This window comes from Brachymonas sp. KE5 (assembly GCF_057773645.1).
Genome location: NZ_CM173463.1, coordinates 2,160,109 through 2,187,016, shown reverse-complemented (window position 1 = coordinate 2,187,016; position 26,908 = coordinate 2,160,109). Strand labels below are relative to the sequence as shown.

Sequence of the window (26,908 nt, the reverse complement as noted above, 5' to 3'; positions counted from 1 at the left end):
AAGGCTTTAGGGGGAAGTCCGGATGTCAGGGGGAGCGGCGGGCGTGGGTGTACTCGCTTGATCCGATGGCGGTGATGCGGCGGACCAGAACAGGGCTCCTGTGCGCCAGGCCCACTGCCAGCCGCTGAGGCTGGCGGACATCAGCGCACCGGCCAGCTGGGCATTGGAGACATGGGTGCCCAGCGCGCTGGCGTCCCGCGGGCCGGCCAGCGTGCGGCGCGGCCATTCGGCCAGCAGTTGCGCCAGGCCGCGCTGGATCAGCGGCAGATCGGGCGAGACTTCGCCGCCCAGGTCCGCCAGCACGCCGGCGAGCGAGAGCCAGGTCTTGCGGAACAGCGACAGGCTGGGATCGACCTGGATATGGCCGTCGAGTGCGAGCTGATCGAGCAGGCCGAGCAGCCAGTCGAAACCGGCCAGTTGCGGAACGGGGAAGGGCGACAGCGCAAGATGCGGCAGAGTCGCGTGCGGGAAGCGCAGGTGCGGCGCAACAGGGTGTGCAGCAGGTGAAGGGAAGGCAGCCTGGGCGGTGGCGGGGCGCACCAGACGGTTCAGGGCCTGCTCCACATGCGCTATCAGGGCAGGGTCGTCCGGCGGGATGTTGCCGAGGCGTGCCACGGCGCTGCGTACCTGTGCAGCATCCAGCGTGATGCCGCCGATCATGGCGGCCACCACGGCTTCGCGCGCGGACTTGGGCATGGGGGCGATCAGGGCCCAGTCCAGCACGGCCAGCCGGCCCTGCTCGGTGAGCATCAGGTTGCCGCCATGCAGGTCGCCATGGAACAGGCTCGGGTCTGCCGGAGACCAGAAGGGCTGTGCCAGCAGGGCATCGATGGCGATACGGGCCAGGCGCTGGCGCTCGGGCGGAGGCAGGTCCGCTTCGGCCAGCGGCTGGCCATGGATGCACTCCATGGCCGTGACCCAGGAAGTGCTCCAGGGCAGCACGCGCGGAATATGGATGGCGGGCGTGCGGGAGTAGAAGGCATGCGCGGCCTGCAGGTGGGTTTGCTCGCGCTCGAGCTGGATTTCTTCGCGCAGCAGGCGGGCCACGCTGTCGAGCGTGCCGGCGTAATCGAGGGCAGGCAGTTGCAGCTCTGCGCCGCGCTGTTGCAGGAATTGCGCGATGGCGGGCAGGGTGGAGAGTTCTTCGTCCAGCTGCCGGGCCACGCCGGGGCGCAGCACCTTGAAGACGCCATGCTGCTCGCCGTCTGCATCGTGCCAGCGGAAGGGCAGCACCAGGGCCACGCTGCCTTCGGCCAGCGGAGCGGCATCGATCTGCAGGCCCGGAGCGGGTGTTGCAGAGCCGGCTACCAGGGTGCGGAGATCATGCACCAGCGCGGCCACTACCGAGGCATCGGTGCGCGCCGGTGTGGACTCGAGCTGGCGCAACTGGTCGCGCAGCTCCTGCGGCAGGTGCTTCTGCCGTGCCAGTACCTGCCCCAGCTTGTGCAGCGTGGGGCATTGCAGCAGCAGGGTGGTGATGCGTGCGGGCAGCGGAGCGTCCAGGCCGAGCTGGAACTGGGCCTGCACCAGAGCCTCGATACGGGCAGCGGGCAGGGCGTTGAGGAAGCGGGCCAGGCCTTCGAGCACCAGCGGCTCCCACTGGCTGAGCGAGCGGGGCAGCAGGCTGCCGATGCCGAGAGCGGCAAGCCATTCGGCGTCGAGGGCAAGGGCGTGATCAGCTTCGGAAGGGAGAGGAGTCATGGCGGGCTGGGATGGAATGGGCCGACTCCAGTCTAGCGCCTGTGCGTGACAGGCCGCGCGAAGAGGTGACGGAAACAATGCATGCCTGTTTTTTGCGCAGGCATGGCGATAACTTGCCTGATGCAGTAAAATGGAAAGTTTCACACCAACATAATTTCAGGACAGGACTCCATCATGGGCAACAAGATCGTTACCGAAGCCGACCGCAAAGCCACCAAGCCGCTGCCGGGCGCACCCCGCGTCAAGATTGGCGCTGGCCAGCGCAGCAGCCTGGAGCGCGGCTCCCACACCCGCAGCAAGAAGAACCCCGGCAAGCGTCCGCACCAGGGTTGATGGGCGCGGCTGCCAGCGGCGGCCAAACCCCATGCAAAAGGCGACTGCCTGAGCCCTTCCTGTCGAGGAGGGTTCAGGCAGTCGCCTTTTTTGTGCTGGTTCAGGCGTCGATCTCGAGGTTGTCGATCAGGCGTGCGCGGCCCAGTTGTGACGCGGCAAGTACCACCAGCGCGCGGTCGTCCGCCGTGGCGGGCAGCAGGTCGCCGCGATTGGCGATGACGATGTAGTCGGTTTTCCAGCCACGCGCATCCAGGATGCTGCTGGCGTTGGCGCAGAGGGCAGCATAGTTGCGTTCGCCGCCTTCCACGGCGGAACGGATGCCCTCCAGCGTGCGGCGCAACTGCGGCGCTTCGGCGCGTTCGCGTTCGCTCAGGTAGCCGTTGCGCGAGGAGAGCGCCAGTCCGTCCTCGGCGCGTTCGGTGTCGATGCCGACAATCTCGACCGGCATGTTCAGGTCGCGCACCATGCCTTCGATCACCTTGAGCTGCTGGTAATCCTTCTTGCCGAAGATGGCCACGTCGGGCTGCACCAGGTTGAACAGTTTGGTGACCACCGTGGCCACGCCGCGGAAGTGCCCCGGCCGGAATTCGCCGCACAGGCGGCTCTGCAGCTCGGGGGGCTCGACGAAGTACTGCTGCGGCCCGTGCGGGTACAGGTCTTCCACGCCGGGGTGAAACACCGCATCGACGCCGGCGGCGCGCAGCTTGTCGCAGTCGGCATCGAAGGTGCGCGGGTACTTGCTCAGGTCTTCGTTGGGGCCGAACTGGATCGGGTTGACGAAGATCGAGACGATCACCTGGCCGCCTTGGGTCGTGGCCTGTTTGCGCGCTTCATGGCAGAGCGCAATGTGGCCCGAATGCAGGTTGCCCATGGTGGGCACAAAGGCGACATGGCCAGCCTGCTTGCGCCAGGCGCGCAACTCGGCGACTGTGGTCAGGATCTGCATGAAAGACCTCCGTGGGGATCAGATCAGTAGCAATGCTCGGGTGCAGGGAAGGAGCCGGCCTTGACCTGCTGCACGTAGTGTGTCACGGCGTTCTGGATCGTGCCAGCCTCGGCCATGAAGTTCTTGACGAAGCGGGCCTTCTTGCCGGGGTACACATCCAGCATGTCATGCACCACCAGCACCTGGCCGTCGGTGTCGGGGCCGGCGCCGATGCCGATGGTGGGCACGGCAATGCTGCGCGAGACTTCGCCAGCCAGCGCGGCGGGCACCATCTCCATCAGCAGCATGTGCGCGCCGGCTTCGGTCAGGATGCGGGCATCCTGCAGCAGCAGCGCGGCCTGGATGTCGTCGCGACCCTGCACGCGGTAGCCGCCCAGGGTGTTGACGGACTGGGGCGTGAGGCCGATATGCGCGCACACCGGAATGCCGCGCGCCACCAGGAAGGCAATGGTTTCAGCCATGAAGGCGCCGCCTTCGAGCTTGACCATTTCGGCACCGGCCTGCATCAGCGCGACCGAGCTGGCAAAGGCCTGCTCCTTGCTCTGCTGGTAGCTGCCGAAGGGCAGGTCGGCCAGCACCAGCGCATTGCCGGCGCCGCGCGCCACGCAGCGCGTGTGGTAGACCATGTCGTCCAGGGTGACGGGCAGCGTGCTGCCGGCACCCTGCACCACCATGCCGAGCGAATCGCCCACCAGCAGCATGTCCACGCCGCACTGGCTCATCAGGCTGGCGAAGCTGGCGTCGTAGCAGGTCAGCATGGCAATCTTGTTGCCTTCTGCCTTCATCTTCTGCAGGGTGGTGATGGTGTGTTTCATGAAACCTCTCTCCTTGCCGTTATCGCGGATGGCTGCAACAGAGCGCGGATTGTAGTACCGCGGCGCGCCTTGTGTGCAACCGGAGCAGAGGATATCAGAGAGGACGGCGCAAATGGGGGCTGTGCGACAACATGCCGGCCCAGGTGCGCACCAGGGTTTCGGCGCAGTTGCGCAGGTCGAGCCGCTGCGGTTCGGACAGCCACAGCGCGGTGAGGCCGAACAGGCTGGACATGAGGGCGGCCTGGGCCAGATCCGGATCCAGATCGGCCGGCAGCATGCCGTGGTGCTGGCCGGACTGGATGGCGCTGCGCATGTGCTGGCGCCAGATATCGCGATGGCTGGCCAGAACGCGCAGAATGCCTTCGTTGCCCGGGGTGGCCTCGCACTTGAGATGCAGCACCGCGGCGAACTTGCACAAGGCAGGGTCATCGGCCAGACGCCGGTAATAGGCGATGCAGGAGTCGATCAGGATGTTCCAGGCCTGCGGGTTGATGGCGCCGTCCTCGCAGAAGAGCTTGGCGCGGATTTCGGCGAAGTGCAGCTGGCACAGGGCGTCGAACAGGTCTTCCTTGTTGCGGAAGTGCCAGTAGAGCGCGCCGCGCGTGACGCCGGCGGTCCGCGCGATTTCGTCCAGCGAGGCGCGGGCCACGCCGCGCGCATGGAATACTTCCAAGGCGGCGTCAAGCAGGGCCTGACGGGTCTGTAGGGCTTCCTCGCGGGTTCTTTTCACGGTACAGAAAAATGGGGGAACGGCAACAATTGCCGGGGTTGGCAAAGGGGCATTTTAGCATTGAGGCAGTAGAAACATACAAGTGTGTATGTATAATTTGCCGGCGCTATTGTGCAGAAGAAGACGGGGTCAGATGCTGACCCCTTTTGCGTTGTTTTTCTGCGGCCCTGCCGCGGTTTGCACGCACAATGCACATACCACCGGGATTTTGTTGCGGCCTCCGGGAGCAGGAGGGGCAATACCGTCTGCAAGTCGTTCGGCGGCTTTCGCAGCATCTAATTCGATACCGATACGGATCAAGCATGAAGAAGAACCAACCGACATTCATCAACGGTGCGCGCCTGCGCGTGCCCGCCCTGGTGCTGGGCAGCGCGCTGCTGCTGGTGGCCTGTGGAAAAAAGGATCCGGCTGCTGCGGGCCCGCAGGGCGAAGGCGCTCCGCCGCCCACCGTGGGCGTGGTGGTGGTGCAGCCGGGTAGTCAGCCGGTGCTGACCGAGCTGCCGGGTCGCCTGGAAGCGTTCCGTATTGCCCAGGTGCGTGCGCGTGCTACCGGGGTGGTACAGCGTCGCCTGTTTACCGAAGGAGGTTGGGTGAACGCGGGGCAACCGCTGTTCCAGATTGACAGTGCGCCCTACCAGGCGGCGCTGCAGAGTGCACGCGCCAGCCTGGCGCGCGCCCAGGCATCGCTGGGTCAGACCAGTGCCCAGGCGCGCCGCTTTGCCCCGCTGGCAGCGGCCAATGCAATCAGCAAGCAGGAATATGACAATGCGCTGGCTGCCGAGAAGGCTTCGCGTGCCGAAGTGCAGGCGGCCCAGGCAGCGGTGCGTACCGCCAATATCAACCTGGGCTACGCGCGTGTGACGGCGCCGATTTCCGGCCGCATCGGCAAGGCGCTGGTGACCGAGGGGGCGATGGTCAGTGCCACCGAGGGCACCCAGCTGGCCGTGATCCAGCAGACCAATCCGATGGTGGTGAATTTCACCCAGTCCGCCAGCGAGCTGCTCAAGCTGCGCACGGCGGCGGGTGCCACCGGCGTGGGGGCCAATCCCGAGGTGAACGTGCTGCTGGAGGATGGCAGCGTGTACGCACACCGCGCGCGCCTGCTGTTCACCGACGTGACGGTGGACCAGGCGACCGGCCAGGTGAACCTGCGCGCCGAGGTGCCCAACCCCGAGGGCCTGCTGCTGCCGGGCCTGTATGTGCGTGTGCAGATCGAGCAGGCGCGCATGGACAACGTGATGCTGCTGCCGCAGCAGGCGGTGACGCGCGGCAACGCCGGCGATACGGTGCTGGTGGTCAAGCCCGATGGCAGCTTTGGTCCGCGCCCGGTGAAGGTCGGCCCGGCACAGGGCAGCCAGTGGATCATCCTGTCCGGCCTGCAGCCGGGTGAGCAGGTGATTGTCGATGGCGTGATGAAGCTGCGCCCGGGCATGCAGAAGGTGAAGGCGGTGCCGTGGCAGGCACCGGGTGCCGCTGCACCGGCCGGCGCGGCCTCGGCGCCTGCGGGCACGGCCTCCGGCGTTGCCAGTGCTGCGGCTTCCGGCCCGGCTGCCGGGGCCAGTGCGGCTCCCGCGCCTGCTGGTGCCGCCTCCGGTGCCAGCGCTCCGCGTTCCTGATAGCGGGGACGACAGACCATGGCCAAGTTCTTTATTGACCGCCCCATTTTTGCGTGGGTGATTGCGCTTTTCATCATCGTGCTGGGCGCACTGTCCATCACGCAGCTGCCGATTGCGCAGTATCCGGCGGTAGCACCGCCGACCATCGTCATCAACACCGTCTATCCCGGGGCGTCGGCCCAGACCATGGACGACAGCGTGCTGTCCGTGATCGAGCGTGAAATGAACGGTACGCCAGGTCTTGCGTATATGGAGTCGGTCTCGCAGGCCGACGGCACGGGCTCGGTGACGCTCAGTTTCGAGCCCGGCACCAATGCCGACCTGGCGCAGGTGGACGTGCAGAACCGCCTGAGCCGGGCGCAGCCGCGCCTGCCCTCGGTGGTGGTGCAGAACGGCGTGCGCGTGGACAAGTCACGTTCCAACTTCCTGATGTTCGTGATGCTGTCCTCGGACGATCCGAATGCGCAGATCGATGCCATGACGGATTACGCGGCGCGCAACGTGCTGCCCGAAATCCAGCGCCTGCCCGGCATCGGCCAGGCGCAGCTGTTCGGCGCCGAACGCGCCATGCGCATCTGGGTGGATCCGGCCAAGCTGCAGGGCTTCAATCTGGGGACGGCCGATGTGGCCAATGCCATCCGCGAGCAGAACGCCCAAGTGTCTGCGGGTGCATTGGGCGATTTGCCCAATATCGAGGGCGTGAGCATGAGTGCCACGGTGGTGGTGCCGGGCCAGCTGGCAACGCCGGAGCAGTTCGGCAACATCATCCTGCGTGCCAGCGGAGATGGTGCAGCGGTGCGCCTGAAGGATGTTGCACGCATCGAACTGGGGTCGCAGCAGTACGCCACCTCGGCACGCCTGAACGGCAAGGCTGCCGTGGGTATCGGCGTGCAGCTGGCACCCTCGGGCAACGCGCTGGCATCGGCCAAGGCGGTCAAGCAGCGCATGGCCGAACTGCAGCGCTTCTTTCCCCAGGGCATGAGCTGGACCGTGCCGTATGACAGCTCGGAGTTCATCGAGATTTCCATTACCAAGGTGGTGCATACCCTGCTCGAAGCCGTGGCGCTGGTGTTTCTGGTGATGCTGCTGTTTCTGCAGAATATCCGCTATACGATCATTCCGACGATCGTGGTGCCGGTGGCGCTGCTGGGCACGTTCGGTGCGCTGCTCGCCATGGGTTTCTCGATCAACGTGCTGACCATGTTCGGCATGGTGCTGGTGATCGGTATCGTGGTGGACGATGCCATCGTGGTGGTGGAGAACGTGGAGCGCATCATGAGCCACGAGGGCCTGCCGCCGCTGCAGGCCACGCGCAAGGCCATGTCGCAGATTTCCGGCGCCATCGTGGGCGTGACGGTGGTGCTGATCGCGGTGTTCGTGCCGCTGGCCTTCTTTGCCGGCTCCATCGGCAACATCTACCGGCAGTTCTCGGCGGTGATGGCCGTGTCGATTGCATTCTCGGCGTTCCTGGCGCTGTCGCTGACGCCTGCGCTGTGCGCGACGCTGCTGAAGCCGGTGGCGGCCGGACACCATGAGGAGAGAAAGGGCTTTTTCGGCTGGTTCAACAAGCGCTTTGCGCGCACCGCCAAGGGCTACGAGGGCTGGGTAGCCAGGCTGCTGCGCCGCAGCGGGCGGATGATGGTGATTTATGCCGTGCTGATTGCGGTGGTGGCGCTGCTGTTCATGCGCCTGCCGACGGGCTTCCTCCCGCAGGAGGATCAAGGCAACCTGATCGTGAACGTGCAGTTGCCGCCGGGTGCCACGCAGGAGCGTACGCGCAACGTGATGCAGGAAGTGGAAGGCTTCATGCTCAAGCAGCCGGAGGTGAAGACCATGGTGAGCGTGCTGGGCTTCAGCTTTGCCGGTCGCGGGCAGAATGCGGCGCTGGCCTTCGTCACGCTCAAGGACTGGTCCGAGCGCAAGGCAGGCGCGGAAGCGATTGCCGGTCGTGCCATGGGCGCACTCAGCCAGATCCGTGATGCCTTCGTGTTTGCGGTGACGCCGCCAGCGATTCCGGAACTGGGTTCGGCTTCCGGCTTTACCTTCCGTCTGCAGGACCGCGCCGACAACGGCCACGCTGCGCTGATGCAGGCGCGCAATCAGCTGCTTGGTATGGCGATGCAGAGCAAGGTGCTGGCGGGCGTGCGTCCGGACGGGCTGGAAGATGCACAGCAGCTGCAGGTGGACATCGACCGCGAACGCGCGCTGGCGCAGGGCGTGAGCGTGGGCGCCATCAACGCAGCCATCGGCACGGCGCTGGGCTCGCAGTATGTGAACGATTTCCCCAACGCCGGCCGCATGCAGCGGGTGGTGGTGCAGGCAGAGGCGGCCGCGCGCATGCAACCCGAGGATATCCTCAAGCTCACGGTGACCAACAGCCGCGGCCAGGCCGTGCCGCTGTCGGCGGTGGCGACCACGCGCTGGATTACCGGCCCGATGCAGTCCATCCGCTATAACGGCTACCCGGCCATGCGGATTGCCGGCAGCGCCGCTCCGGGCTACAGCACGGGCGAGGCCATGGCCGAAATGGAAATGCTGGCCAGCAAGCTGCCGCCGGGCTTCGGTTTCGAGTGGACGGGCCAGTCCCGCGAGGAAAAGATGGCCGGCGCCCAGGCGGTGCTGCTGTACGGCTTTGCCATTCTGGCGGTGTTCCTGTGCCTGGCTGCGCTATACGAGAGCTGGTCGATTCCGTTCTCGGTGATTCTGGTGGTGCCGCTGGGCGTGCTGGGGGTGCTGCTGGGCGTGAGCGCGCGCGGCATGGTCAATGACGTGTACTTCCAGGTGGGTCTGGTGACCATCATCGGCCTGTCGGCGAAGAACGCGATCCTGATCGTGGAGTTTGCCAAGGACTTGCAGGCCCAGGGCAAGAGCCCGATGGAAGCGGCGCTGGCTGCGGCGCACCTGCGTTTCCGCCCGATCGTGATGACCTCGCTGGCTTTCATTCTGGGCGTGTTGCCGCTGGTGCTGGCCACCGGCGCCAGCTCGGCCAGCCAGCGCGAGATTGGCACCGCAGTGATGTCCGGCATGATCGTGGGCACGCTATTGGCCGTATTCTTCGTGCCGACATTCTTCGTGGTGGTACGCTCCATCTTCAAGGGCAGCAAGCGGCAGCAGGAGCGTTTTGCGGCCCATGCGGCCGAGGCAGGTTTTACGGCTGAATCGGTCGACGGCATCCTGGCGGAAGCCGAGGAGGGCATGTCGGCAGAGGAGCGCGCGGCCATGCACCATGGCGCACGCGAGATTGGTCACACTCCCAAGGAGGGCGCATGATGCCCGCAACAATGCTTCATTCCCGCAGCCTGGCGGCTGCGCTGCTGGTTTCCGTGCTGTCTGGCTGTAGTCTCATGCCTGCCTACGAGCGTCCCGAGGCGCCGGTGCCGGCTGGCTGGACACAGTCCGGCAGCGGCGATGCGCGTCTGCCCGCAGCGGCCGATATCGGCTGGCAGCAGTACTTTGCCGATGCGCGCCTGCGCGAACTGATCGGACTGGCGCTGCAGAACAACCGCGACCTGCGCGTGGCGGCGCTCAACATCGAGGCGGCGCGGGCGCAGTACGGCGTGGCGCGTGCCGACCAGTTGCCGACCGTGGCGGCTGGCGCCGGCATGACGCGTTCGCGCACAGCGGCCGATGCCAGCCCGACTGGGCGTGAAACCCTGGGCAACATCTACAGCGCCAATCTGGCCTCCACCGGTTTCGAGCTGGACTTCTTCGGCCGCGTGAAAAGCCTGAGCACCGCCGCGCTGAACCAGTATCTGGCCACGCAGGAAGCCCGTGATGCGGCGCAGATCAGCCTGATCGCCGAAGTGGCCAAGGCCTATGTGGCGCAGCGCACGGCGGATGAAGCCATGCGGGTGTCCAAGCTGGCGCTGGACTCGCGCGAGAAGACCTACCGCCTGTCCAAGCTGCGCTTCAACGCCGGCGTGATTTCGGCGATCGACCTGCGCCAGAACGAGACGTTGATCGAGTCGGCCCATGCGGACTATGCGGCGCAGACCCGCTTGCGCGAGCAGGCAGGCAATGCGCTGCAGCTGCTGATCGGCCAGCCGTTGCCGGCCAATCTGCCGCCGGCGCTGCCGCTGGGCAAGCAGGTGGCGGTCAATGCCCTGCCGGTAGGCATGAGCTCGGAAGTGCTGCTGCGTCGCCCGGACATCCGCCAGAGCGAATACCAGTTGCAGGCGGCCAACGCCAACATCGGCGCGGCGCGCGCGGCTTTCTTCCCGCGCATCTCGCTGACGGGCAGCTTCGGCAGCACGAGCCGCGAGTTGGACAACCTGTTTACCGGCCCCAATCTGGCATGGAGCTTCATGCCGCAGATCAGCCTGCCGATCTTCGATTTCGGCCGTAACCAGTCCAACCTGGATCTGGCCAATGCGCGCAAGAACATTGCGGTGGCGCAGTACGAGAAGAGCATCCAGGGTGCCTTCCGCGAGGTGGCGGACCAGCTCGCTGCACGCCGCACGCTGGCGGACCAGCTCGCTGCACAGGAGCGCGGGTATCAGGCCGAGCGCGAGCGTCTACGTCTGGTGCAGATGCGCTATGACAACGGCATTTCCAGCTCGCTGGATCTGCTGGATGCGCAGCGCCAGAGCTATGCGCTGGAGCAGTCGCTGCTGCTGACACGCCAGGCGGCGATGAACAACCGCATCGACCTGTACAAGGTGCTGGGTGGGGGGCTGGTGGATGTGACGGCGGTGCCGGCTGCCGCTGCGCGCTGAAGAAGCTCAGCGCGGGTAGCCGCGTTGCGCCAGATATGCCCTGGCGATCACGTAGAGCAGCGCAAACAGGGTGATCCAGAACAGGGTCAGCTTCCAGTTCATGTCTGGTGGCTGGCCCTTTTTGCTCTGTCGGTCTGAGCGGAACTGTTTGGGGTGGTAGATTGGGCCGCGGGGATCGGACGTTTCGTCGCTTTCGAGCCAGGCGAGGTAGCGGCGTCGGGTGCGATCCCTGACGTATGTGCGATCATCCAGAGACATGGTTAAATACTACTATTGTAGTATTTATTGACTCCGGCTATTTTTGCCACGGGCTGAATCGCGCACGATGTGGAGCGGGCGATGGGAATCGAACCCACGTCTTGAGCTTGGGAAGCTCAGGTCCTGCCATTGAACGACGCCCGCAGAGAGGGAAATTGTAGCGGGCTTTGCCGTAAGACTGCGAGAAAAGAAAGACTGCTTGTATGAGTTGGCAGGCAGTTGTGCAGAAGATTGGCGGCGACTCCGGTTGCGGAGACGCCGTTCAGGAGAACCGTCTTACTTCAGCACATCCCCCAGGTTCACGTACTTCATCTCCAGGTATTCATCCATGCCATGGTGCGAGCCTTCGCGGCCCAGGCCGGATTGCTTGACGCCGCCGAACGGCACCTGTTCGCTGCCCAGCAGGCCGATGTTGACGCCCACCATGCCGTATTCCAGCGCCTCGCTCACGCGGATGATGCGGCCGATGTCGCGGCTGTAGAAGTAGCTGGCCAGGCCGAATTCGGTGGCGTTGGCAGCGTCGATCGCTTCCTGCTCGGTCTTGAAGCGGAACACCGGCGCCAGCGGGCCAAAGGTTTCCTCGCGCGCCACGCGCATGTCCTGGCTGGCGTTGGCGATGATGGTGGGCTCGAAGAACTGGCCGTGCAGCGGCTTGCCGCCGGTGACGATGTTGCCGCCCTTGGAGACCGCATCGGCGATGTGCTCCTTGACCTTGTCCAGCGCAGCGGGCTCGATCAGCGGGCCCTGCGTCACACCGGGCTCGAAGCCGTTGCCCACTTTCAGGCCCTTCACGCGCTCGGCCAGCTTGGCGACGAAGGCGTCGTAGATGCCGTCCTGCACGTACAGGCGGTTGGCGCACACGCAGGTCTGGCCGGCGTTGCGGTATTTGCTGGCCATGGCGCCGTCCACGGCACTGTCCACGTCGGCGTCGTCGAAGACGATGAAGGGGGCATTGCCGCCCAGCTCCAGCGCCAGCTTCTTGATGGTGGGTGCGCACTGCGCCATCAGGATGCGGCCGACTTCGGTGGAGCCGGTGAAGCTCAGATGGCGCACTACCGGGCTGTCGCACAGCACCTTGCCGACGGCGGCGGCGTGCTCGGTCGGGATCACGTTGATCACGCCATCCGGGATGCCGGCGCGGTGCGCCAGTTCGGCCAGAGCCAGCGCGCACAGCGGGGTGAATTCGGCGGGTTTGACGACCACGGTGCAGCCGGCCGCGATGGCGGGCGCGACCTTGCGCGTGATCATGGCGACCGGGAAGTTCCAGGGCGTGATGGCGGCGCAGACGCCGATCGGCTGGCGCAGCACGATGGCGCGACGGTCGGGCGCGAAGCTGGGCACGGTTTCGCCGTAGGTGCGCTTGGCTTCTTCGGCATACCACTCAACGAAGCTGGCGCCGTACACCACTTCGCCGGTGGCTTCGGCCAGCGGTTTGCCTTGTTCGGCGGTCATCAGGCGGGCCAGGTCATCCTGGTGCGCGAGGATCAGTTCGAACCACTTGCGCAGCAACTGGCTGCGCTGCTTGTGCGTCATGGCGCGCCAGGCGGGCAGGGCGGCCTCGGCGGCGTCGATGGCCTGCTGGGTCTGGGCCGCGGTGAGGTTGGCAACCTGGGCCAGTTCCAGGCCGGTGGCGGGATCGGTGACGGCAAAGGTGCCTTCGCCCTCCACCCAGGCGCCGTTGATGTAGCCGGCGTTCTTGAGCAGGGTGGGGTCCTTGAGCTGGAGCAGGGGGGAGTTGTTGGTGGTCATGGTTGTCTCGATGCTGGGTTCTTGAAACAGGGGTTATTGTCTTGGGGCAGTATAGAAAATCGGAAAGCCAGTGGGCTGGATGAGGGAAAAGCGGTTCGGAGATCGGCAGTCGCCGGACTGACGGTGGCGAGAGTCCTGCCGTAGCTCGGAAGCTCAGTAGGCTCTGTAGTCATCAGCTGCCGATACCGCGCGCCTCCCATCCCGATATGCGTCGCCGTCATGCCGGCGCTGCTACTTCCGTCGCTTCGGCCTGCAGCCAGTCGCGCAACACCTCCTCCGTGTGCTGCCCCACCAGCGGCGGTGGGCGGCGGTACTGCACCGGCGTGGCGCTCAGACGCACCGGGCTGGCCACGGTCGATACCGTGCCGAGCGGATGCGGCAGGTCGACGCGGATGCCGCGTGCCTGCACCTGCGGATCGGCAAACACCTGGTCCAGCCGGTTGACCGGGCCACAGGGCACATCGGCCTGTTCCAGCGCGCTGACCCATTCGGCGGTGGTGCGCATCACGGTGGTCTGGCGCAGCAGCGGAATCAGTTCGGCGCGGTGCCTGACGCGTTGCGGGTTGGTGGCAAAGCGCTCGTCCTGCGCCCATTCCGGGTGGCCGGCCACCAGGCAGAAGCGGGCGAACTGGCCATCGTTGCCGACGGCGAGAATCATGTCGCTGTCGGCCGTGGGAAAGGTCTGGTAGGGCACGATGCTGGGATGGGCATTGCCCATGCGGCGCGGCACCACGCCACCGACCAGATAGTTGGAGGCCTGATTCGCAAGCGTTGCGACCTGTACGTCGAGCAGGGCGGTGTCGATATGCTGGCCCAGGCCGGAGCGGTTGCGCTCCTGCAGCGCGGCCAGAATGCCGATGGTGGCGTACAGGCCGGTCAGGATGTCAGTGAGCGCCACGCCCACTTTCTGCGGGCCGGCGCCGGCCTCGTCATCGGGCACGCCGGTGATACTCATCAGCCCGCCCATGGCCTGGATCAGGAAGTCGTAGCCGGGGCGCGCAGCGTAGGGGCCGCTTTGGCCAAAGCCGGTGATGGAGCAGTAGATCAGGCGCGGGTTGATGGCATTTAGGCTGGCGTAGTCCAAGCCGTATTGCTGCAGGCCGCCGGTCTTGAAGTTTTCCAGCACGATGTCGGCCTTGGCGGCCAGATCGCGCAGCGTCTGCTGGCCTTCGGGGCTGGCCATGTCCACGGTGATGGAGCGCTTGTTGCGGTTGGTGCAGAGGAAGTAGGCCGATTCGCGCGTGGGCTGGCCGTCGGCGTCCTTCAGCCAGGGCGGGCCCCAGGCGCGGGTGTCGTCGCCGCTGCCGGGACGCTCGACCTTGACCACATCGGCGCCCAGATCGCCCAGGATCTGGCTGGCCCAGGGGCCGGCCAGCACGCGGGACAGGTCGAGCACGCGGATGCCGGTCAGAGGTTGCGGGCGCGGGGGTGTACTTGTCATGGGCAGATGTTCCGGATGAAAAGCCCCGCCGCCACCAGCACGCGGGCCGGCAGGGCGGGGGGAGGAGACAAGAGTTGCTTAGAAGGCGGCAATGCCGGTCTGGGCGCGGCCGAGGATCAGCGCATGGATGTCATGCGTGCCCTCGTAGGTATTCACCACTTCCAGGTTCACCAGATGGCGCGCAATGCCGAATTCGTCGCTGATGCCGTTGCCGCCCAGCATGTCGCGTGCCATGCGCGCAATCTCCAGCGCCTTGCCGCAGTTGTTGCGCTTGAAGATGCTGGTGATTTCCACCGCGGCCGTGCCTTCGTCCTTCATCCGGCCCAGGCGCAGCACGCCCTGCAGGCCCAGCGTGATCTCGGTCTGCATGTCGGCCAGCTTCTTCTGGATCAGCTGGTTGGCCGCCAGCGGCTTGCCGAACTGCTTGCGGTCCATGGTGTACTGGCGCGCCGTGTGCCAGCAGGCTTCGGCCGCGCCCAGCGCGCCCCAGGCGATGCCGTAGCGCGCGCTGTTCAGGCAGGTGAACGGGCCTTTCAGTCCACGCACCTCGGGGAAGGCGTTCTCTTCCGGCACGAATACCTCGTCCATCACGATCTCGCCGGTGATGCTGGCGCGCAGACCGACCTTGCCGTGGATGGCCGGAGCGCTCAGGCCTTTCCAGCCTTTCTCCAGCACAAAGCCGCGGATCGCGCCTTCATCGTCCTTGGCCCAGACCACGAACACATCAGCCACCGGCGAGTTGGTGATCCACATCTTGGAGCCGGTGAGGCTGTAGCCGCCGTCCACCTTCTTGGCGCGGGTGACCATGCTGCCGGGGTCGGAGCCGTGGTTGGGTTCGGTCAGGCCGAAGCAGCCAATCCATTCGCCGGTGGCCAGCTTGGGCAGGTACTTCTGCTTCGTGGCCTCGTTGCCGAACTCGTAGATGGGCACCATCACCAGCGAGGACTGCACGCTGGCCATGGAGCGGTAGCCGGAGTCGACGCGCTCGATTTCCCGGGCGATCAGGCCGTAGCAGACGTAGTTCAGGCCGGGGCCGCCGTATTGCTCGGGGATGGTGGGGCCGAGCAGGCCGAGTTCGCCCATCTCGCGGAAGATGGTCAGGTCGGTCTGCTCGTTGCGGAAGGCGTTGAGCACGCGCGGGGCGAGCTTGTCCTGGCAGTAGGCGGCAGCGGCGTCGCGCACCATGCGCTCGTCGTCGCTCAGTTGCTGGTCGAGCAGCAGCGGGTCATCCCATTGAAAGGCGGTGCGGGTGGTTCTCTGGAGCATTTTCTTGAACTTCCTTCTGGATACAAAAACAGGAGATGTCAGGTGGCGCTGGCTTCAGGCTGCAGGCCCACCAGGGGAGCGGTGTTCTGTTGCGATTGTCCACCGATGTTGAATTTCTGTGCGATCAGGCCCATGGCGATAATCACTGCGGCCAGCACGGAGGTGTAGATCACTTCGGTACGGTAGGTGCCCTCGAACACCATCACCACCAGCGAAGCGGCGATGGCGAAGATCACGGCGTAGGTCAGCCAGGGGAACAGCCACATCCTGAATGCAATGGGTTTGCCCGAAGCTTGCAGTTTCTGGCGCATCTTGAGCTGGGAGATGGCGATGCACAGGTACACGTACATGGCGACAGTGCCGGTGGCAGACATCAGCACGTCGTAAATGTCCATTTTCTCGGTCGCGGTCAGGTAGATGGCAACGAAGGAGAAGATGCTGGAGATCAGCACGCCGACCCAGGGGCTGCCGCTGTTCTTGCCGGTGATCTGCATGATGCGGTGCGCATCGCCACGGCGCGACAGGGAATACAGCATGCGCGAGCAGGTGTACAGGGCGGAGTTGAAGCAGCTGCACACGGAGGTCAGCACCACGAAGTTGACGATGTGGCGCGCTTCGGGAATGCCCAGGCGCGTCAGCGTGACGGTATAGGTTCCGTAGGTGGCGTCCTTGAGCAGCGGGTCGTTGTAGGGCACCAGGCAGACAGCGATGAAGATGGAGCCGACGTAGAACAGGATGATGCGCCACACCACGGATTTGGTGGTCTTGACGATTTCCTTGCTGGGGTTGTCGGATTCGGCGGCGGCCACGGTGACGATTTCCGCGCCGATGAAGGCGAACATCACCCCGAGCATGGCGGTGACCACGGCGCCGAAGCCGTTGGGCATGAAGCCTTCCTTGGTGAGATGGGTGAAGCCGACGGCATCCGGCTGGCCCCAGGGCCACAGGTGCGTCAGCGCGAGCAGGCCGATGATCAGGAACACCACGATGGCCGTGACCTTGACCAGCGCGAACCAGAATTCGAACTCGCCGTAGTTCTTCACCTTCATCAGGTTGACCAGGATGAGCGAGACGGTGACGATCAGCATATAGCCCCAGATCGGAATCATGGGGAACCAGCTGTGCAGGATCTTGCCGGCGACGTAGGCTTCCCAGCCCATCAGCAGCGCCCAGAAGTACCAGTACAGCCAGCCGATGGTGAAGCCGGCCCAGCGCCCGATGGCGCGGTCTGCGTAGGTGGAGAATGAGCCCGTGTCGGGCTGGGCCACGGCCATTTCGCCGAGCATGCGCATGACCAGCACCACGACGATGCCGCCTGCGATATAGGCCAGGATGGCCGCGGGGCCGGCGTTGGCGATCACCTTGCCGGAGCCGATGAACAGCGCAGCGCCGATCACGCCGGCGATCGAAATCATGGTGAGGTGCCGCGAGCGCAATCCGTTTTTCAGCGTGGTGCCGCTCTGGACACCGCAGGCTTGTGTTGTCATGATGTCTCCTCGTTTATTTTCTCGTACCGGGGGAGCCGAGGGGCTCCGGATAAACATCGGGGTGCGCCGGCCCGGCGGCGGGAGGGCGTGACTGCTGCATGCCTTGTTCCCGCGCCAAGGGTGTGTGCCCGGCGCCCCCGACAAAAACGGATCAGGCCTGCTTGGCCGCTTCCACGCTGGCGGCAAGAATCTCCAGGCCCTCGTCCAGCAGCGCATTGCTGGCCGTCAGCGGCACCAGGATGCGCAGCACGTTGCCGTAGGTGCCGCAGGTCAGCAGGATCAGACCGCGGCGTGCGGCTTCGGCAGAGATCGCCTTGGCCAGCTCGGGCGCGGGCTGCTGCATGTCGCCGTTCTTGCACAGCTCCACCGCCACCATGGCGCCCAGGCCGCGGATGTCGGCCAGCTCGGGATGCTTCTCGGCTATGCCTTCGAGCTTGGCCACCATGTGCTGGCCCACGTCACGCGAGCGCTGCAGCAGGTTTTCCTCTTCGAAGGTGTCCATTACCGCCAGCGCGGCCACGCAGCCGATCGGGTTGCCGGCATAGGTGCCGCCCAGACCGCCCGGTGCCGGTGCGTCCATGATCTCGGCGCGGCCGGTGACGGCGGAAATCGGGAAACCACCGGCCATCGACTTGGCCAGGGTGATCATGTCCGGTACCACGCCGCTCTGCTCGATGGCGTACCAGGTGCCGGTGCGGCCGGCGCCGGTCTGTACCTCGTCCACGATCATCACGATGCCGTGCTGGTCGCACACGGCGCGGATGTGCTCGAGCAGCGCGCGCGGCGCCGGGTTGAAGCCGCCTTCGCCCTGCACCGGCTCGATGATGATGGCCGCCACGCGGCTCGGCTCGATGTCATTCTTGAAGATCTGTTCGATGGATTCGATGGAATCCTCGATCGTCACGCCGCGCTTGGGGTTGGGGAAGCGGGCATGGAAGATCTCGCCCGGGAAGGGGCCGAAACCGGCCTTGTAGGGCACGACCTTGCCGGTCAGCGCCATGGTCAGCGAGGTGCGGCCGTGGTAGGCGCCGCTGAAAGCGATCACGCCGCCGCGGCCGGTGTGGCAGCGCGCAATTTTTACGGCGTTTTCCACGGCTTCGGCGCCGGTGGACAGGAACACCGTCTTCTTGGCGAAATTGCCCGGCGCCTTGTCGTTCAGGCGCTCGGCCAGTTCCACATAGCTTTCGTAAGCCAGTACCTGGAAGCAGGTGTGCGTGAAGCGCGTCATCTGCTGCTGCACGGCTTCCATGATCTGCGGGTGGCGATGGCCGGTGTTGAGCACGGCGATGCCGCCGGCAAAGTCGATGTAGCGCTTGCCTTCCACGTCCCAGATCTCGGCGTTGTCGCCACGGTCGATGAAGATCTGGTGCGTGTGGCCCACGCCGCGCGGAATGGCCGCTTCGCGGCGCGCGTACAGGCTGGCGTTGGTGGTCTTGGTGGTGTCGAGCATGGCTTCCTTCTCCGGTGAATAACATTGGCGAACAGTGGGATGCCACTCTATAGACCGGGCCGAAGGGCTAACATATACAGCTTGTGCCTGCGGCGACTGGTACTGTGCAGGGGGTGTGTGCTGTACAAACAAACCCGATCGGTACTAACCCCTAGTTTTGAGGTGTTGGTGGTTCCCGCCCACCGGGACTGTGATTGCCATGTTCGTACTCGACTCTTCCTCTTCCGTGTCTCTCGTCCAGCAGATCGTGGACGGCTTCAGCCGTCTGGTCGAGGAAGGTTCGCTGCGTCCGGGTTCCAAGCTCCCTTCCATCCGGCAGTTTGCGCACGCGCATGGCGTGAGCGTGTACACGGTGGTGGACGCTTACGACCGGCTGGTGGCGCAGGGCTATTTCGTGTCGCGCCCGCACCTGGGATTTTTCGTGCGCCGGCGTCGGCAGGACGAGGGCTTGGTGCCCGCAGCCGGTGGCAGCTACGATTTCGACTCCATGTACTACATGCGGCGCATCTTCGAGCACCGCGGGCTCAGCCGCAAACCCGGCTGCGGCTGGTTGCCGGAAGACTGGCTGTTCGGCGATGGGGTGCGCCGTGCGCTGCGCACACTGGCTTCGGGCGAGATCAGCATCAGCGGCTATGGCGAGCCCAAGGGCTTTGCGCCGCTGCGCCAGCTGGTGCGTGACCTGCTGGCCGAGCATGAAGTGGCGGTGACCACCGAACAGATCCTGCTTACACAAGGTTCCAGCCATGCACTCGACCTGATCGCGCGCCGCCTGGTGCATGCAGGCGATCCGGTGCTGATCGACGACCCGAGCTATGCCAACCTGTGCTTTGGCCTGCGCCTGCTCGGCGGTGAGCTGCTGGGCGTGCCACGTACCGAGGAGGGCTACGATCTGGCGCTGCTCGAACGCCTGCTGGAAGAACGCAGGCCCAAGGTGTTTTTCACCCAGCCGCGCCTGCATTGCCCGACCGGAGCATCCGCCACGCTCGCACATATGTACCGCGTGCTGCAACTGGCGGAAAAATACGATGTCACGCTGGTCGAAAACGACATTTACAGTGATCTCGACCCGCGCCCGCATCCTTCGTTTGCCAGCCTGGACCAACTCAACCGCGTGGTCTACATCAGCAGTTTTTCCAAGACCATTTCCCCCAACCTGCGCGTGGGCTATATGGCGTGCAACCCCGAACTGATCGAGGATCTGGCGCAACTCAAGATGATTTCGGGGCTCACCTCGGCCGAACTGTCGGAGCGCATCGTTTACGGCGCGCTGATCGACGGCCGCTGGCGCAAGCATGCCAAGACGCTGCGCGACCGCCTCACCGCAGCCCATGAGAAGGTGGCGGCGCGCTTTCTGGAGCTGGGCTTCGAACTGTTCACCGAGCCCAAGGCCGGCATGTTCCTGTGGGTGCGTCATCCTCGCATTGCCGATGCCAATGAACTGGCCTTGCGCGCCACGGAGCACGATATCCTGCTTGGCCCGGGGCATCTGTTTTCGCCAGGGCTGGAGCCGAGCCCATGGCTGCGCTTCAATGTGGCGTTTTGCGAGGATGAGGCGGTGTTCGATTTCCTGCAGCAGGAGATCGGGCGGGCCGACCCAGAGGGGGGCGCAGCGGCGTAGCACGCCCACCAGGACCGGCAGCCAGCGCGGGAGACAAGACAACGTGCACGCTGATCATTCGACCTGCTGTACCGGCGCGAACACGTCGTCGCCGTGGCCGGGCTAGTCGTACATTTGCGTAAAAAGCATCGCTGTCACTGCCGGTTCGGAGGCAAACCAGGCATGAAAGTAACTTGCCATGATGCTGCCATGGCGGTAGAGCGCATCCACCTGCTCTCCAGTGGAGGGACGCTGGGTGTGCGCGATCGGCACCAGCGGCGTGCTCTCGCGCGAATGGTGGAAGGTGTGGCCGCGCAGTGTGCCCATGCCCCAATCCAGCTGCTGGCTGCCCAGGGCGGCCAGACGCGGCTGCATGGTTACTTTTCCCGGTAGCAAGCCCCACATGGGCTGCGTGCTGCCGTCCTTTTGCGTCAGGGTTTCAAACAGCAGCATCATGCCGCCGCACTCGGCCCAGACCGGCTTGCCCGCCCGGACGTGCGCTGCCACGCTATCGCGGCTGATAGTGGCTTGCGCCAGGGTTTCGGCATGCAGTTCGGGATAGCCGCCGGGAAGCCACAGGGCATCGCATTCCGGAAGCGCCTCGTTGGCCAGCGGCGAAAAGGACACCACTGTGGCGCCCATGGCGTGCAAGGTATCGAGATTGGCCGCGTAGATAAAGCACAGCGCGGCATCGCGCGCGATGGCGATGGTTTTGCCTTCCAGCAAACGGGGCAGCGGCTGCAGCGCAGGAGGCGCGAAGTCGACGCGCCAGTCCTGCCAACTGGAAATGGGGTGGGAGCTGGCTGAAAGCTGCGCTGGGGCGTCTTCTGCCGGGTCCGCTTTCAGAGCCGCTGAAACAGTTAGACCAGAAGGAGGCCGATCGAAAGCAGGCGCATCAGAAGAAGTTGCCGTCTTGGTCTCCAACGATGGAGCGTCCGATGTGCCCATCATCGCTTGTTGCGGCGCCCACGCCAGCGCTCCCAGCTCGGTCCGGGCCAGCGCATCCGCCACCGCATCCAGCCGCGCCGTGGCGTCTTCCACCTCCTGCGCCACCACCAGCCCCAGATGCCGCTCCGGCAGGCTGAACCCCGCATCGCGCGGCAAGTGGCCCCAGAAATCATCATCCACCATGCTGTCGCGCAGCATGCCCGCATGGCGCTCGCTGCCCACATGGTTGGCCAGCACGCCGGCCCAGGGCAGCGGCTTGCCGGACGGATGCGGATAGCGACGCAGCCCGTAGGCCACGGCGCCAAAGGTATCCGCCATGGCCGCCGCGCTCAGGATGCACAACACCGGAATACCCAGCAGCCGCGCAATATCGGCCGCGCTCGGCTTGCCGTCGTGCAGCCCCATCACGCCTTCGATCAGGATCAGGTCCGATTCCTGCGCGGCCCGGTGCAGGCGCTCGCGAATCTCCTGCTCGCCGTTGATCCACAGATCGAGCTGGTACACCGGCCGGCCGCTGGCCAGTTCATGCCAGTATGGATCCAGAAAATCCGGCCCGCACTTGAACACCTGCACGCGCCGCCCGGCGCGCGCATGCAGGCGTGCCAGTCCGGCGGTGAGTGTGGTCTTGCCCTGGCGCGAAGCGGGGGCGGCGATCAGCAGGGCAACGCAGGAGGTCATGGCGCGTCGTCATCGCCGTGCATGTCGGGCCCTTGGTGAAACACCAGGTCTTCCACCACGCGCCCGTGGACGAGGTGTTCGTCGATGATGCGGTCCATATTGGCGGAGGTCACGTTGTAGTACCACACGCCATCGGGCTGCACGCAGACGATGGGGCCGCCCTTGCAGGCGGCAAAGCAGCTCACGCGGCTGCGCTTCACGCGCAGGGCGCCCTCCTGCAGGCCGGCGGCCTTGAAGCGCTCGCCCAGACTGTCGTACAGTGCCTGCGACTGTCCATCCTGCGTGCAGCGCGGGCCCACGCACAGCAGCAGGTGGCGGCGGTAGTGGCTGATTTTCGGCTTGGTCACGCCCGTGTTGACGGCATCCGAGGAAGTTGCCGCGCTACTGGCCGCGCCGTCGTGCATGGCCGTGTCGGCTGGCGCGCCGTTCTTTTGCAAAGTGGCGTTTCTGCTCTGGAGGGCCATCTCCACCGCGGCATCACATCCGCGCTCGCAGGTCAGACATTCCTTGCGCAGCTCCGCGACCTTGGCTTCATTCATGCTTCAATTCCTTCTTCAGTGATTTCCGCGCCGTCCAGCGCCGGTTCCTCGATGGTCATGCGGATGTAGTCGGCGGGCAGGCGGTATTCTGCCGCCAGTGTGTCGATGCTGCTGCCGGACGCATGCGCCTCGCGCACGGTTTCCTGCCAGCCGGCCAGGCCGGTGCTGAGCGAGCGGCCGGCCTTCTCGCCGTCGCGCGTGCTCTTGCTGCCTTCCACCTCGTACTTGTTGGCGTAGCCGCGTGGCGTTACCATCAATCCATGGCGCACAAAGGTGTTGCTGTTGCCGATCAGCACCGTGCTCAGCATGCCGATATCGCAATCCGTCATCTCGGCGAGTGTAGTGTGCACGATATTCTGGCGACGGCGGTAGCCGGACTTGACGATGGCCACCGGAGTGGCGGGATCGCGGTGGCGCAGGAACAGGCGCTGCGCCTGCACGATCTGCTGGGTGCGGCGGCCGCTCTTGGGGTTGTACAGCGCCACCACGAAATCGGCGGCGGCAGCGGCGTCGAGCCGGCGTGCAATGGTGGGCCAGGGCGTCAGCAGGTCGGACAGCGAAATCGCGCAGAAATCGTGCGTGAGCGGCGCACCGACCAGCGCCGCGCAGGCGTTGATGGCGGAAGCTCCCGGAATGATCTCGACCTCGATGCCATCGGCCACCACGCGGCGGATGCTGCCGTCTTCGGCTTCTTCCTCATGCACCTCGGGCGGCGTCCAGCCGGCCTGGAACAGCACCTCGAAGGTCGGGCCCGCCATGCCGTACACGCCCGCATCGCCGGACGACACCAGCGCCACCTTCTTGCCCTCGCGCGCACGCTCCAGCGCCTCGATGGCACGATCGAGCTCCTCGGTCATGCTCTTGCGGATCACTTCCTTGCCCTCGATCAGGTCGGCCACCAGCTTGATATAGGTGACGTAGCCGATGATGGTGTCGGCTTCCTGGATGGCGGCACGGGCGCGCGCCGTCATGCTGCCGGCGTCGCCGGGGCCGATGCCGACCAGCATGATTTTGCCGTTGCGGGAGGGGGAGGTCGTGGTCATGGGAATCCGTTTCTTGAATAAGGGGTTTGCGCCTGGGCCTTGTTCGGATTGCAGGCGCTTTCTGAGCTGGCCAGGAGAAGGTTGGTCAGTACGCATCAGGGCGCCGGCTGGCCGGTCGTGTGATGCATATCGGGTAGGGCATGTGCGGGCAAGGGATGCGCTGGCAGCATGGCGACGGAAACGGTGGCGTTGCGGCCATCCGGGCCCCGCAGCTTGTGTTTCTCCACCAGCAATTGCCGGGCGGGCAGGGCTTGCGCATGGCCGAGCAGCAGGCCGCCCACCAGCAGCGCCGCCGCTTCGCTGACGGACGGCGTGCCGGTGTACTTGCGCACGGTTTCGCTCGGATTGGGCACAGCAACGCCAGCCAGTCGCTGCGCCGGGAAAAAGCGCATGCGCCAGTGATGCTGGCGGCTGACTTCCTGCATGCAGGGCTCGTCCGCCTTGAGGTCGATGCTCGCCACGGCGGCCACCTGGTGCCATTGCAGACCTGCTTGCAGCAGCGCCTGCTCGATGGCCTGCTCCAGCGTTGCCGTGGGCGTGCCGCGGTCGCAGCCCAGGCCCAGCGCGCAGAGCTGCGTTGCCTGCCCTTGCATGGGCATCGAGGCTTGGTCCGCATCTGGCGCCGGCCTTTGCGTCAGTTCTTGCGCTTCAACCACGGTCACCTTCCTGCTGTCCAACCGGCGGGCGATACACCACAAGCCGCTCGTGCCACTGCTGCCAGAACGGCGCGTCCAGCTCGGCATGCGTTACCCACAGCACCGAGCGGTGGCGGGCCGGATCGACCTGGTCGAAGCGCTCCAGCAATTCGACGTTGGCCGGCAGCGGGGTTGGGCGCGTCCACCAGTGGCGGCTGCCGGTTTCCTGCACAAAGGCAATTGCCTCGCCGTTGACCACATCGGCCGACACGCGCGTGATGTTGATCTTGGGCGCTTCCACACGCCAGCCCAGGTGACGGCCGAGAATGTCCACCGGAATCGTCTTGCCCACATCCGACGCCGTGGTCAGCACCGGCGTGGCGCCGATCAGGGCGCCCACGCGCTCGCTCCAGGCATTTGCGCCGCCCACATGGCCGGACAGCACCGGGATGACATAGTCACCCGCATCGTCCACCACGATCACCCCCGGATCCTCGTCCTTGCTGCGCAAATGCGGGGCGATCAGGCGCACCACGGCGCCGAGCGAGACGAAGAACACCAGCTGGTCATGCTCGGCGAACAGGCGCGGAATCTCGTCCTTCAGCGCGCCGGTGTAGACATGGACCGGATTGGGCAGCCCGGCGAACACCTCGCCAAACTTGGCGGAGGTGCAGATATGCGCCGGCGGCAGATGCTCCGGCCAGCGGCCGGCCAGCTCCAGCGCCTGCGCCGCGCCGTGTTTGGTGATGGCGACCAGTGCTACACGCACCTGCTCCTCGGGGACCGCCGGGGCCGAAGTGACAACCTTGTGATCCGTGCTCATGCGGCAACTCCCGCCCGGTCCTTTTTCAGACACCCCTTGATCCGCTCCCCCCGCACGCGGTGCGGATGCTTGATGATCATCAGCGAGAGGTAGCTGATCTTGGTATCTCGCAGCGTCAGCAGTTCGCGCCCGCTCAGGTGGCGTTCATCCTCGGCGCCGGAGCGCTCGATGAACCAGGCTTCTTCCAGCAGATTGCGCTGCTCCAGCCAGTCCAGCAGCTCGTTCAGCAGCGGCTTGATCTTCATCAGCACCAGCGTGTCGAACTCCTTCAGATGCCGGTCGATGGCGCTCACGCCATAGGCGGCGGGAATGATGGCCACCGTATCGTCCTGCTCTGCCAGCGCAATGCCCGCATCGGCACAGGCCGAGGTGAACGAGTTGACGCCGGCAATCGTGCGCACGGGAATCGCCGCATCCAGCTGCTGCACCGTGCGCGCCAGATGGCCGAAGGTGGCATAGGTGCTGGCATCGCCCTCGACCAGAAACAGCACGTCGCGGCCGGCTTCCAGCCAGGGCAGGATGGCGTGCGCGGCCTTGAGCCAGGCAGCGGCGAGTTTCTCGCCATCGTGTGTCATCGGGAACAGCAGTTGCGCATGCTCGGCCGGCGGCTGCAGGCCGGCGCGGCTGGCGATGTCGAAGGCATAGCTCGGGGTCTTGCCGCTGCGTGCGGGATAGACCCAGGCCGCATCGGTGCGCTGCAGCTGCTCCCAGGCATCGCGCGTGATCAGGCCGGGCGAGCCGGGGCCGAGCGACACGCCGATCAGGGTGCCCATTACCGGCTTGCCGGCAAGGCCAGCCGCCGCACTCAATGGAGATTCATGGTTCATCAACATTCCTTCTTCGCGGTCACGATCCAGACCGGGTTTTCGGCGGCCATGCGGTGCATGTGCAGAATGGGCTTGCTGCGGGCAGCCTGCAGTTGCAGCACATCCCACTGGATGCCGCTGTCCTCCAGCGCCTGCAGCGTCGCGGTGGCTGTCGCCAGGTTTTCCAGCGTCACGAAGTTCATCACCAGATGACCACCCGGCTTGAGGCGCCGCAGAATCAGCCGGATCAGCTCTTCCAGTTCGCCGCCCGAGCCACCGACAAACACCGCGTCCGGATCCGGCCACCCATCCAGCAGCTCCGGCGCCTTGGCGTTGAACAGGCTGTAGTTGCTCACCCCAAACGCCGCGTGATTGGACTGTGCAATGGCGAAATCGCCCGCGTTCTTCTCGATGGCAAACACGTGCCCGCTGGAGCACAGGCGCGCCGCCTCCAGCCCCACCGAGCCGCTGCCTGCGCCGATGTCCCACACCACGCTGGAGGCGCGCAACTGCAGCCGCGCCAGCGACACGGCGCGCACTTCCTGCTTGGTGATCAAGCCCTTGTCGGGCTGGCGCTGGGTGAAGGCGCTGTCGGCCTGGCTGGTCAGCACCGGTTCTGGCAGCGGCGTCTGGCGCCACAGCAGCACCACGTTGGGATGGGCAAACTCGGCCGTGGCTACCTCATTTACGCTCAGCTCACCCAGCACGCGCTCCTGCGCGCTGGCCAGGCGCTCGGCCACCGCCATCCGGAAATCTTCCGCAAGGCCTTCGCGCTGCAGCATGCGCGCGATGCGGCCCGGCGTGTTCTCGGGGCTGGTCAGCACCGCCAGACGCGCATGGCGGCGCACCAATTGCGCCAGCGCATACATGCCATGCGAGGGCGGAGCGCCGCGCTCCCACTCGCCGGTATCGCGCGTGTGGATCGAGGCCAGCTTCATGTCGGCCCAGGACAATCCCAGCCGCGCACAGGCCAACTGAATGGTGGACACATTGGGCAGAACGTCCACCGCCTGCACGCACAGGCGCGCAGCCAGATAGCTGCCCACGCCAAAGCACAGCGGATCGCCGGTGGCCAGCACCACACAGCGCAGGTCCAGCGCACGCGCCGACCGCACCCACTCGGGCACTTCCGACAGCTTGCCGCCGGCGTCGTGCACTTGGGCGCCGGGCTTGAACAGGGGTGCGAACAGCGTCAGGCTGTCGGCCCAGCTGATGATCACATCCGCATTGCGGATATGCGCCAGCGCGGTCGGCGTGAGGCTCTCGGCGCCATCGTCGAGCACGCCGATCACGCGGCAGGGGTTGGGGTCCTTGGCAAGAGTCTGCATGCCG

21 protein-coding genes and 1 tRNA gene are annotated in these 26,908 nt (G+C 65.6%); 5 read left to right on the top strand and 17 right to left on the bottom strand.

Annotated features, from left to right (window positions below; all coding sequences use genetic code 11):
* Positions 1 to 6: 6 nt before the first annotated feature.
* On the bottom strand, positions 7 to 1,701 hold the full coding sequence (locus ACX36O_RS10335; protein WP_213361394.1) for an AarF/UbiB family protein: 1,695 nt from the start codon (positions 1,699 to 1,701) through the stop codon (positions 7 to 9).
* Positions 1,702 to 1,875: 174 nt separating this feature from the next.
* Here ACX36O_RS10335 and ACX36O_RS10330 point away from each other — a divergent pair, with 174 nt between their 5' ends.
* A complete protein-coding gene (locus ACX36O_RS10330) occupies positions 1,876 to 2,034 on the top strand; it encodes a hypothetical protein (protein WP_213361393.1) in 159 nt (52 codons plus the stop codon).
* Between the two features lie 100 nt (positions 2,035 to 2,134).
* On the opposite strand, the gene panC is transcribed toward ACX36O_RS10330, so the two are convergent.
* The 3 genes from panC to ACX36O_RS10315 all read right to left on the bottom strand — a co-directional run bounded on the left by panC (position 2,135) and on the right by ACX36O_RS10315 (position 4,525).
* Positions 2,135 to 2,980 (bottom strand): pantoate--beta-alanine ligase, encoded by an 846-nt coding sequence (gene panC / locus ACX36O_RS10325; RefSeq protein ID WP_213361392.1) that lies wholly within the window; start codon positions 2,978 to 2,980, stop codon positions 2,135 to 2,137.
* A gap of 23 nt (positions 2,981 to 3,003) precedes the next feature.
* Complete coding sequence (gene panB / locus ACX36O_RS10320; RefSeq protein ID WP_213361391.1) at positions 3,004 to 3,795, bottom strand: 3-methyl-2-oxobutanoate hydroxymethyltransferase; 792 nt, start codon at positions 3,793 to 3,795, stop codon at positions 3,004 to 3,006.
* 94 nt (positions 3,796 to 3,889) lie between these two features.
* Positions 3,890 to 4,525, bottom strand: coding sequence for a TetR family transcriptional regulator (locus ACX36O_RS10315; RefSeq protein ID WP_213361390.1), 636 nt, complete (start codon positions 4,523 to 4,525; stop codon positions 3,890 to 3,892).
* A gap of 302 nt (positions 4,526 to 4,827) precedes the next feature.
* Here ACX36O_RS10315 and ACX36O_RS10310 point away from each other — a divergent pair, with 302 nt between their 5' ends.
* Genes ACX36O_RS10310 through ACX36O_RS10300 form a run of 3 tightly spaced genes read left to right on the top strand, consistent with a single transcriptional unit; the run spans position 4,828 to position 10,856 of the window.
* Positions 4,828 to 6,141, top strand: coding sequence for an efflux RND transporter periplasmic adaptor subunit (locus ACX36O_RS10310; protein ID WP_488359742.1), 1,314 nt, complete (start codon positions 4,828 to 4,830; stop codon positions 6,139 to 6,141).
* 18 nt (positions 6,142 to 6,159) lie between these two features.
* On the top strand, positions 6,160 to 9,411 hold the full coding sequence (locus tag ACX36O_RS10305) for an efflux RND transporter permease subunit (protein WP_488359741.1): 3,252 nt from the start codon (positions 6,160 to 6,162) through the stop codon (positions 9,409 to 9,411).
* Entirely contained in the window at positions 9,408 to 10,856 is a 1,449-nt protein-coding gene (locus ACX36O_RS10300) for an efflux transporter outer membrane subunit (protein ID WP_250131036.1), read from the top strand. Before ACX36O_RS10305 ends, ACX36O_RS10300 begins: the two co-directional genes overlap by 4 nt.
* Positions 10,857 to 11,184: 328 nt before the next feature.
* Here the strand turns inward: ACX36O_RS10300 and ACX36O_RS10295 are convergent.
* The 6 genes from ACX36O_RS10295 to gabT all read right to left on the bottom strand — a co-directional run bounded on the left by ACX36O_RS10295 (position 11,185) and on the right by gabT (position 18,507).
* A tRNA-Gly gene (locus ACX36O_RS10295) sits at positions 11,185 to 11,258 on the bottom strand.
* 132 nt (positions 11,259 to 11,390) lie between these two features.
* Complete coding sequence (locus ACX36O_RS10290) at positions 11,391 to 12,863, bottom strand: NAD-dependent succinate-semialdehyde dehydrogenase (protein WP_213361387.1); 1,473 nt, start codon at positions 12,861 to 12,863, stop codon at positions 11,391 to 11,393.
* A 217-nt stretch (positions 12,864 to 13,080) separates the two neighbouring features.
* Positions 13,081 to 14,304, bottom strand: coding sequence for a CaiB/BaiF CoA transferase family protein (locus ACX36O_RS10285; protein ID WP_213361386.1), 1,224 nt, complete (start codon positions 14,302 to 14,304; stop codon positions 13,081 to 13,083).
* Between the two features lie 78 nt (positions 14,305 to 14,382).
* Complete coding sequence (locus tag ACX36O_RS10280; RefSeq protein ID WP_213361385.1) at positions 14,383 to 15,570, bottom strand: acyl-CoA dehydrogenase; 1,188 nt, start codon at positions 15,568 to 15,570, stop codon at positions 14,383 to 14,385.
* Positions 15,571 to 15,608: 38 nt separating this feature from the next.
* Positions 15,609 to 17,057 carry an amino acid permease gene (locus ACX36O_RS10275; protein WP_213361384.1) on the bottom strand — a complete coding sequence of 483 codons (1,449 nt, stop codon included), beginning with the start codon at positions 17,055 to 17,057 and terminating at the stop codon, positions 15,609 to 15,611.
* Positions 17,058 to 17,208: 151 nt separating this feature from the next.
* Positions 17,209 to 18,507 (bottom strand): 4-aminobutyrate--2-oxoglutarate transaminase, encoded by a 1,299-nt coding sequence (gene gabT / locus ACX36O_RS10270; RefSeq protein ID WP_213361383.1) that lies wholly within the window; start codon positions 18,505 to 18,507, stop codon positions 17,209 to 17,211.
* 199 nt (positions 18,508 to 18,706) lie between these two features.
* Here gabT and ACX36O_RS10265 point away from each other — a divergent pair, with 199 nt between their 5' ends.
* Positions 18,707 to 20,125: an aminotransferase-like domain-containing protein gene (locus ACX36O_RS10265; protein ID WP_371698463.1), complete on the top strand. Its 1,419-nt coding sequence runs from the start codon at positions 18,707 to 18,709 to the stop codon at positions 20,123 to 20,125.
* Between the two features lie 102 nt (positions 20,126 to 20,227).
* On the opposite strand, the gene ACX36O_RS10260 is transcribed toward ACX36O_RS10265, so the two are convergent.
* From ACX36O_RS10260 to cbiE, 7 genes are all read right to left on the bottom strand, one after another.
* Positions 20,228 to 21,730 carry a cobyrinic acid a,c-diamide synthase CobB gene (locus ACX36O_RS10260; protein ID WP_488359740.1) on the bottom strand — a complete coding sequence of 501 codons (1,503 nt, stop codon included), beginning with the start codon at positions 21,728 to 21,730 and terminating at the stop codon, positions 20,228 to 20,230.
* Positions 21,727 to 22,134: a (2Fe-2S) ferredoxin domain-containing protein gene (locus tag ACX36O_RS10255; RefSeq protein ID WP_488360238.1), complete on the bottom strand. Its 408-nt coding sequence runs from the start codon at positions 22,132 to 22,134 to the stop codon at positions 21,727 to 21,729. Before ACX36O_RS10255 ends, ACX36O_RS10260 begins: the two co-directional genes overlap by 4 nt.
* 131 nt (positions 22,135 to 22,265) lie before the next feature.
* Positions 22,266 to 23,312, bottom strand: coding sequence for a precorrin-3B C(17)-methyltransferase (gene cobJ / locus ACX36O_RS10250; RefSeq protein ID WP_371686448.1), 1,047 nt, complete (start codon positions 23,310 to 23,312; stop codon positions 22,266 to 22,268).
* 95 nt (positions 23,313 to 23,407) lie between these two features.
* Entirely contained in the window at positions 23,408 to 23,905 is a 498-nt protein-coding gene (locus tag ACX36O_RS10245; protein ID WP_488359739.1) for a cobalamin biosynthesis protein, read from the bottom strand.
* Between the two features lie 55 nt (positions 23,906 to 23,960).
* Entirely contained in the window at positions 23,961 to 24,770 is an 810-nt protein-coding gene (locus ACX36O_RS10240) for a cobalamin biosynthesis central domain-containing protein (RefSeq protein WP_488359738.1), read from the bottom strand.
* A complete protein-coding gene (cobI, locus tag ACX36O_RS10235) occupies positions 24,767 to 25,597 on the bottom strand; it encodes a precorrin-2 C(20)-methyltransferase (protein WP_213361374.1) in 831 nt (276 codons plus the stop codon). The genes ACX36O_RS10240 and cobI overlap by 4 nt, the downstream gene beginning before the upstream one ends.
* Entirely contained in the window at positions 25,597 to 26,904 is a 1,308-nt protein-coding gene (cbiE, locus tag ACX36O_RS10230; RefSeq protein WP_213361373.1) for a precorrin-6y C5,15-methyltransferase (decarboxylating) subunit CbiE, read from the bottom strand. The genes cobI and cbiE overlap by 1 nt, the downstream gene beginning before the upstream one ends.
* Positions 26,905 to 26,908: the final 4 nt, after the last annotated feature.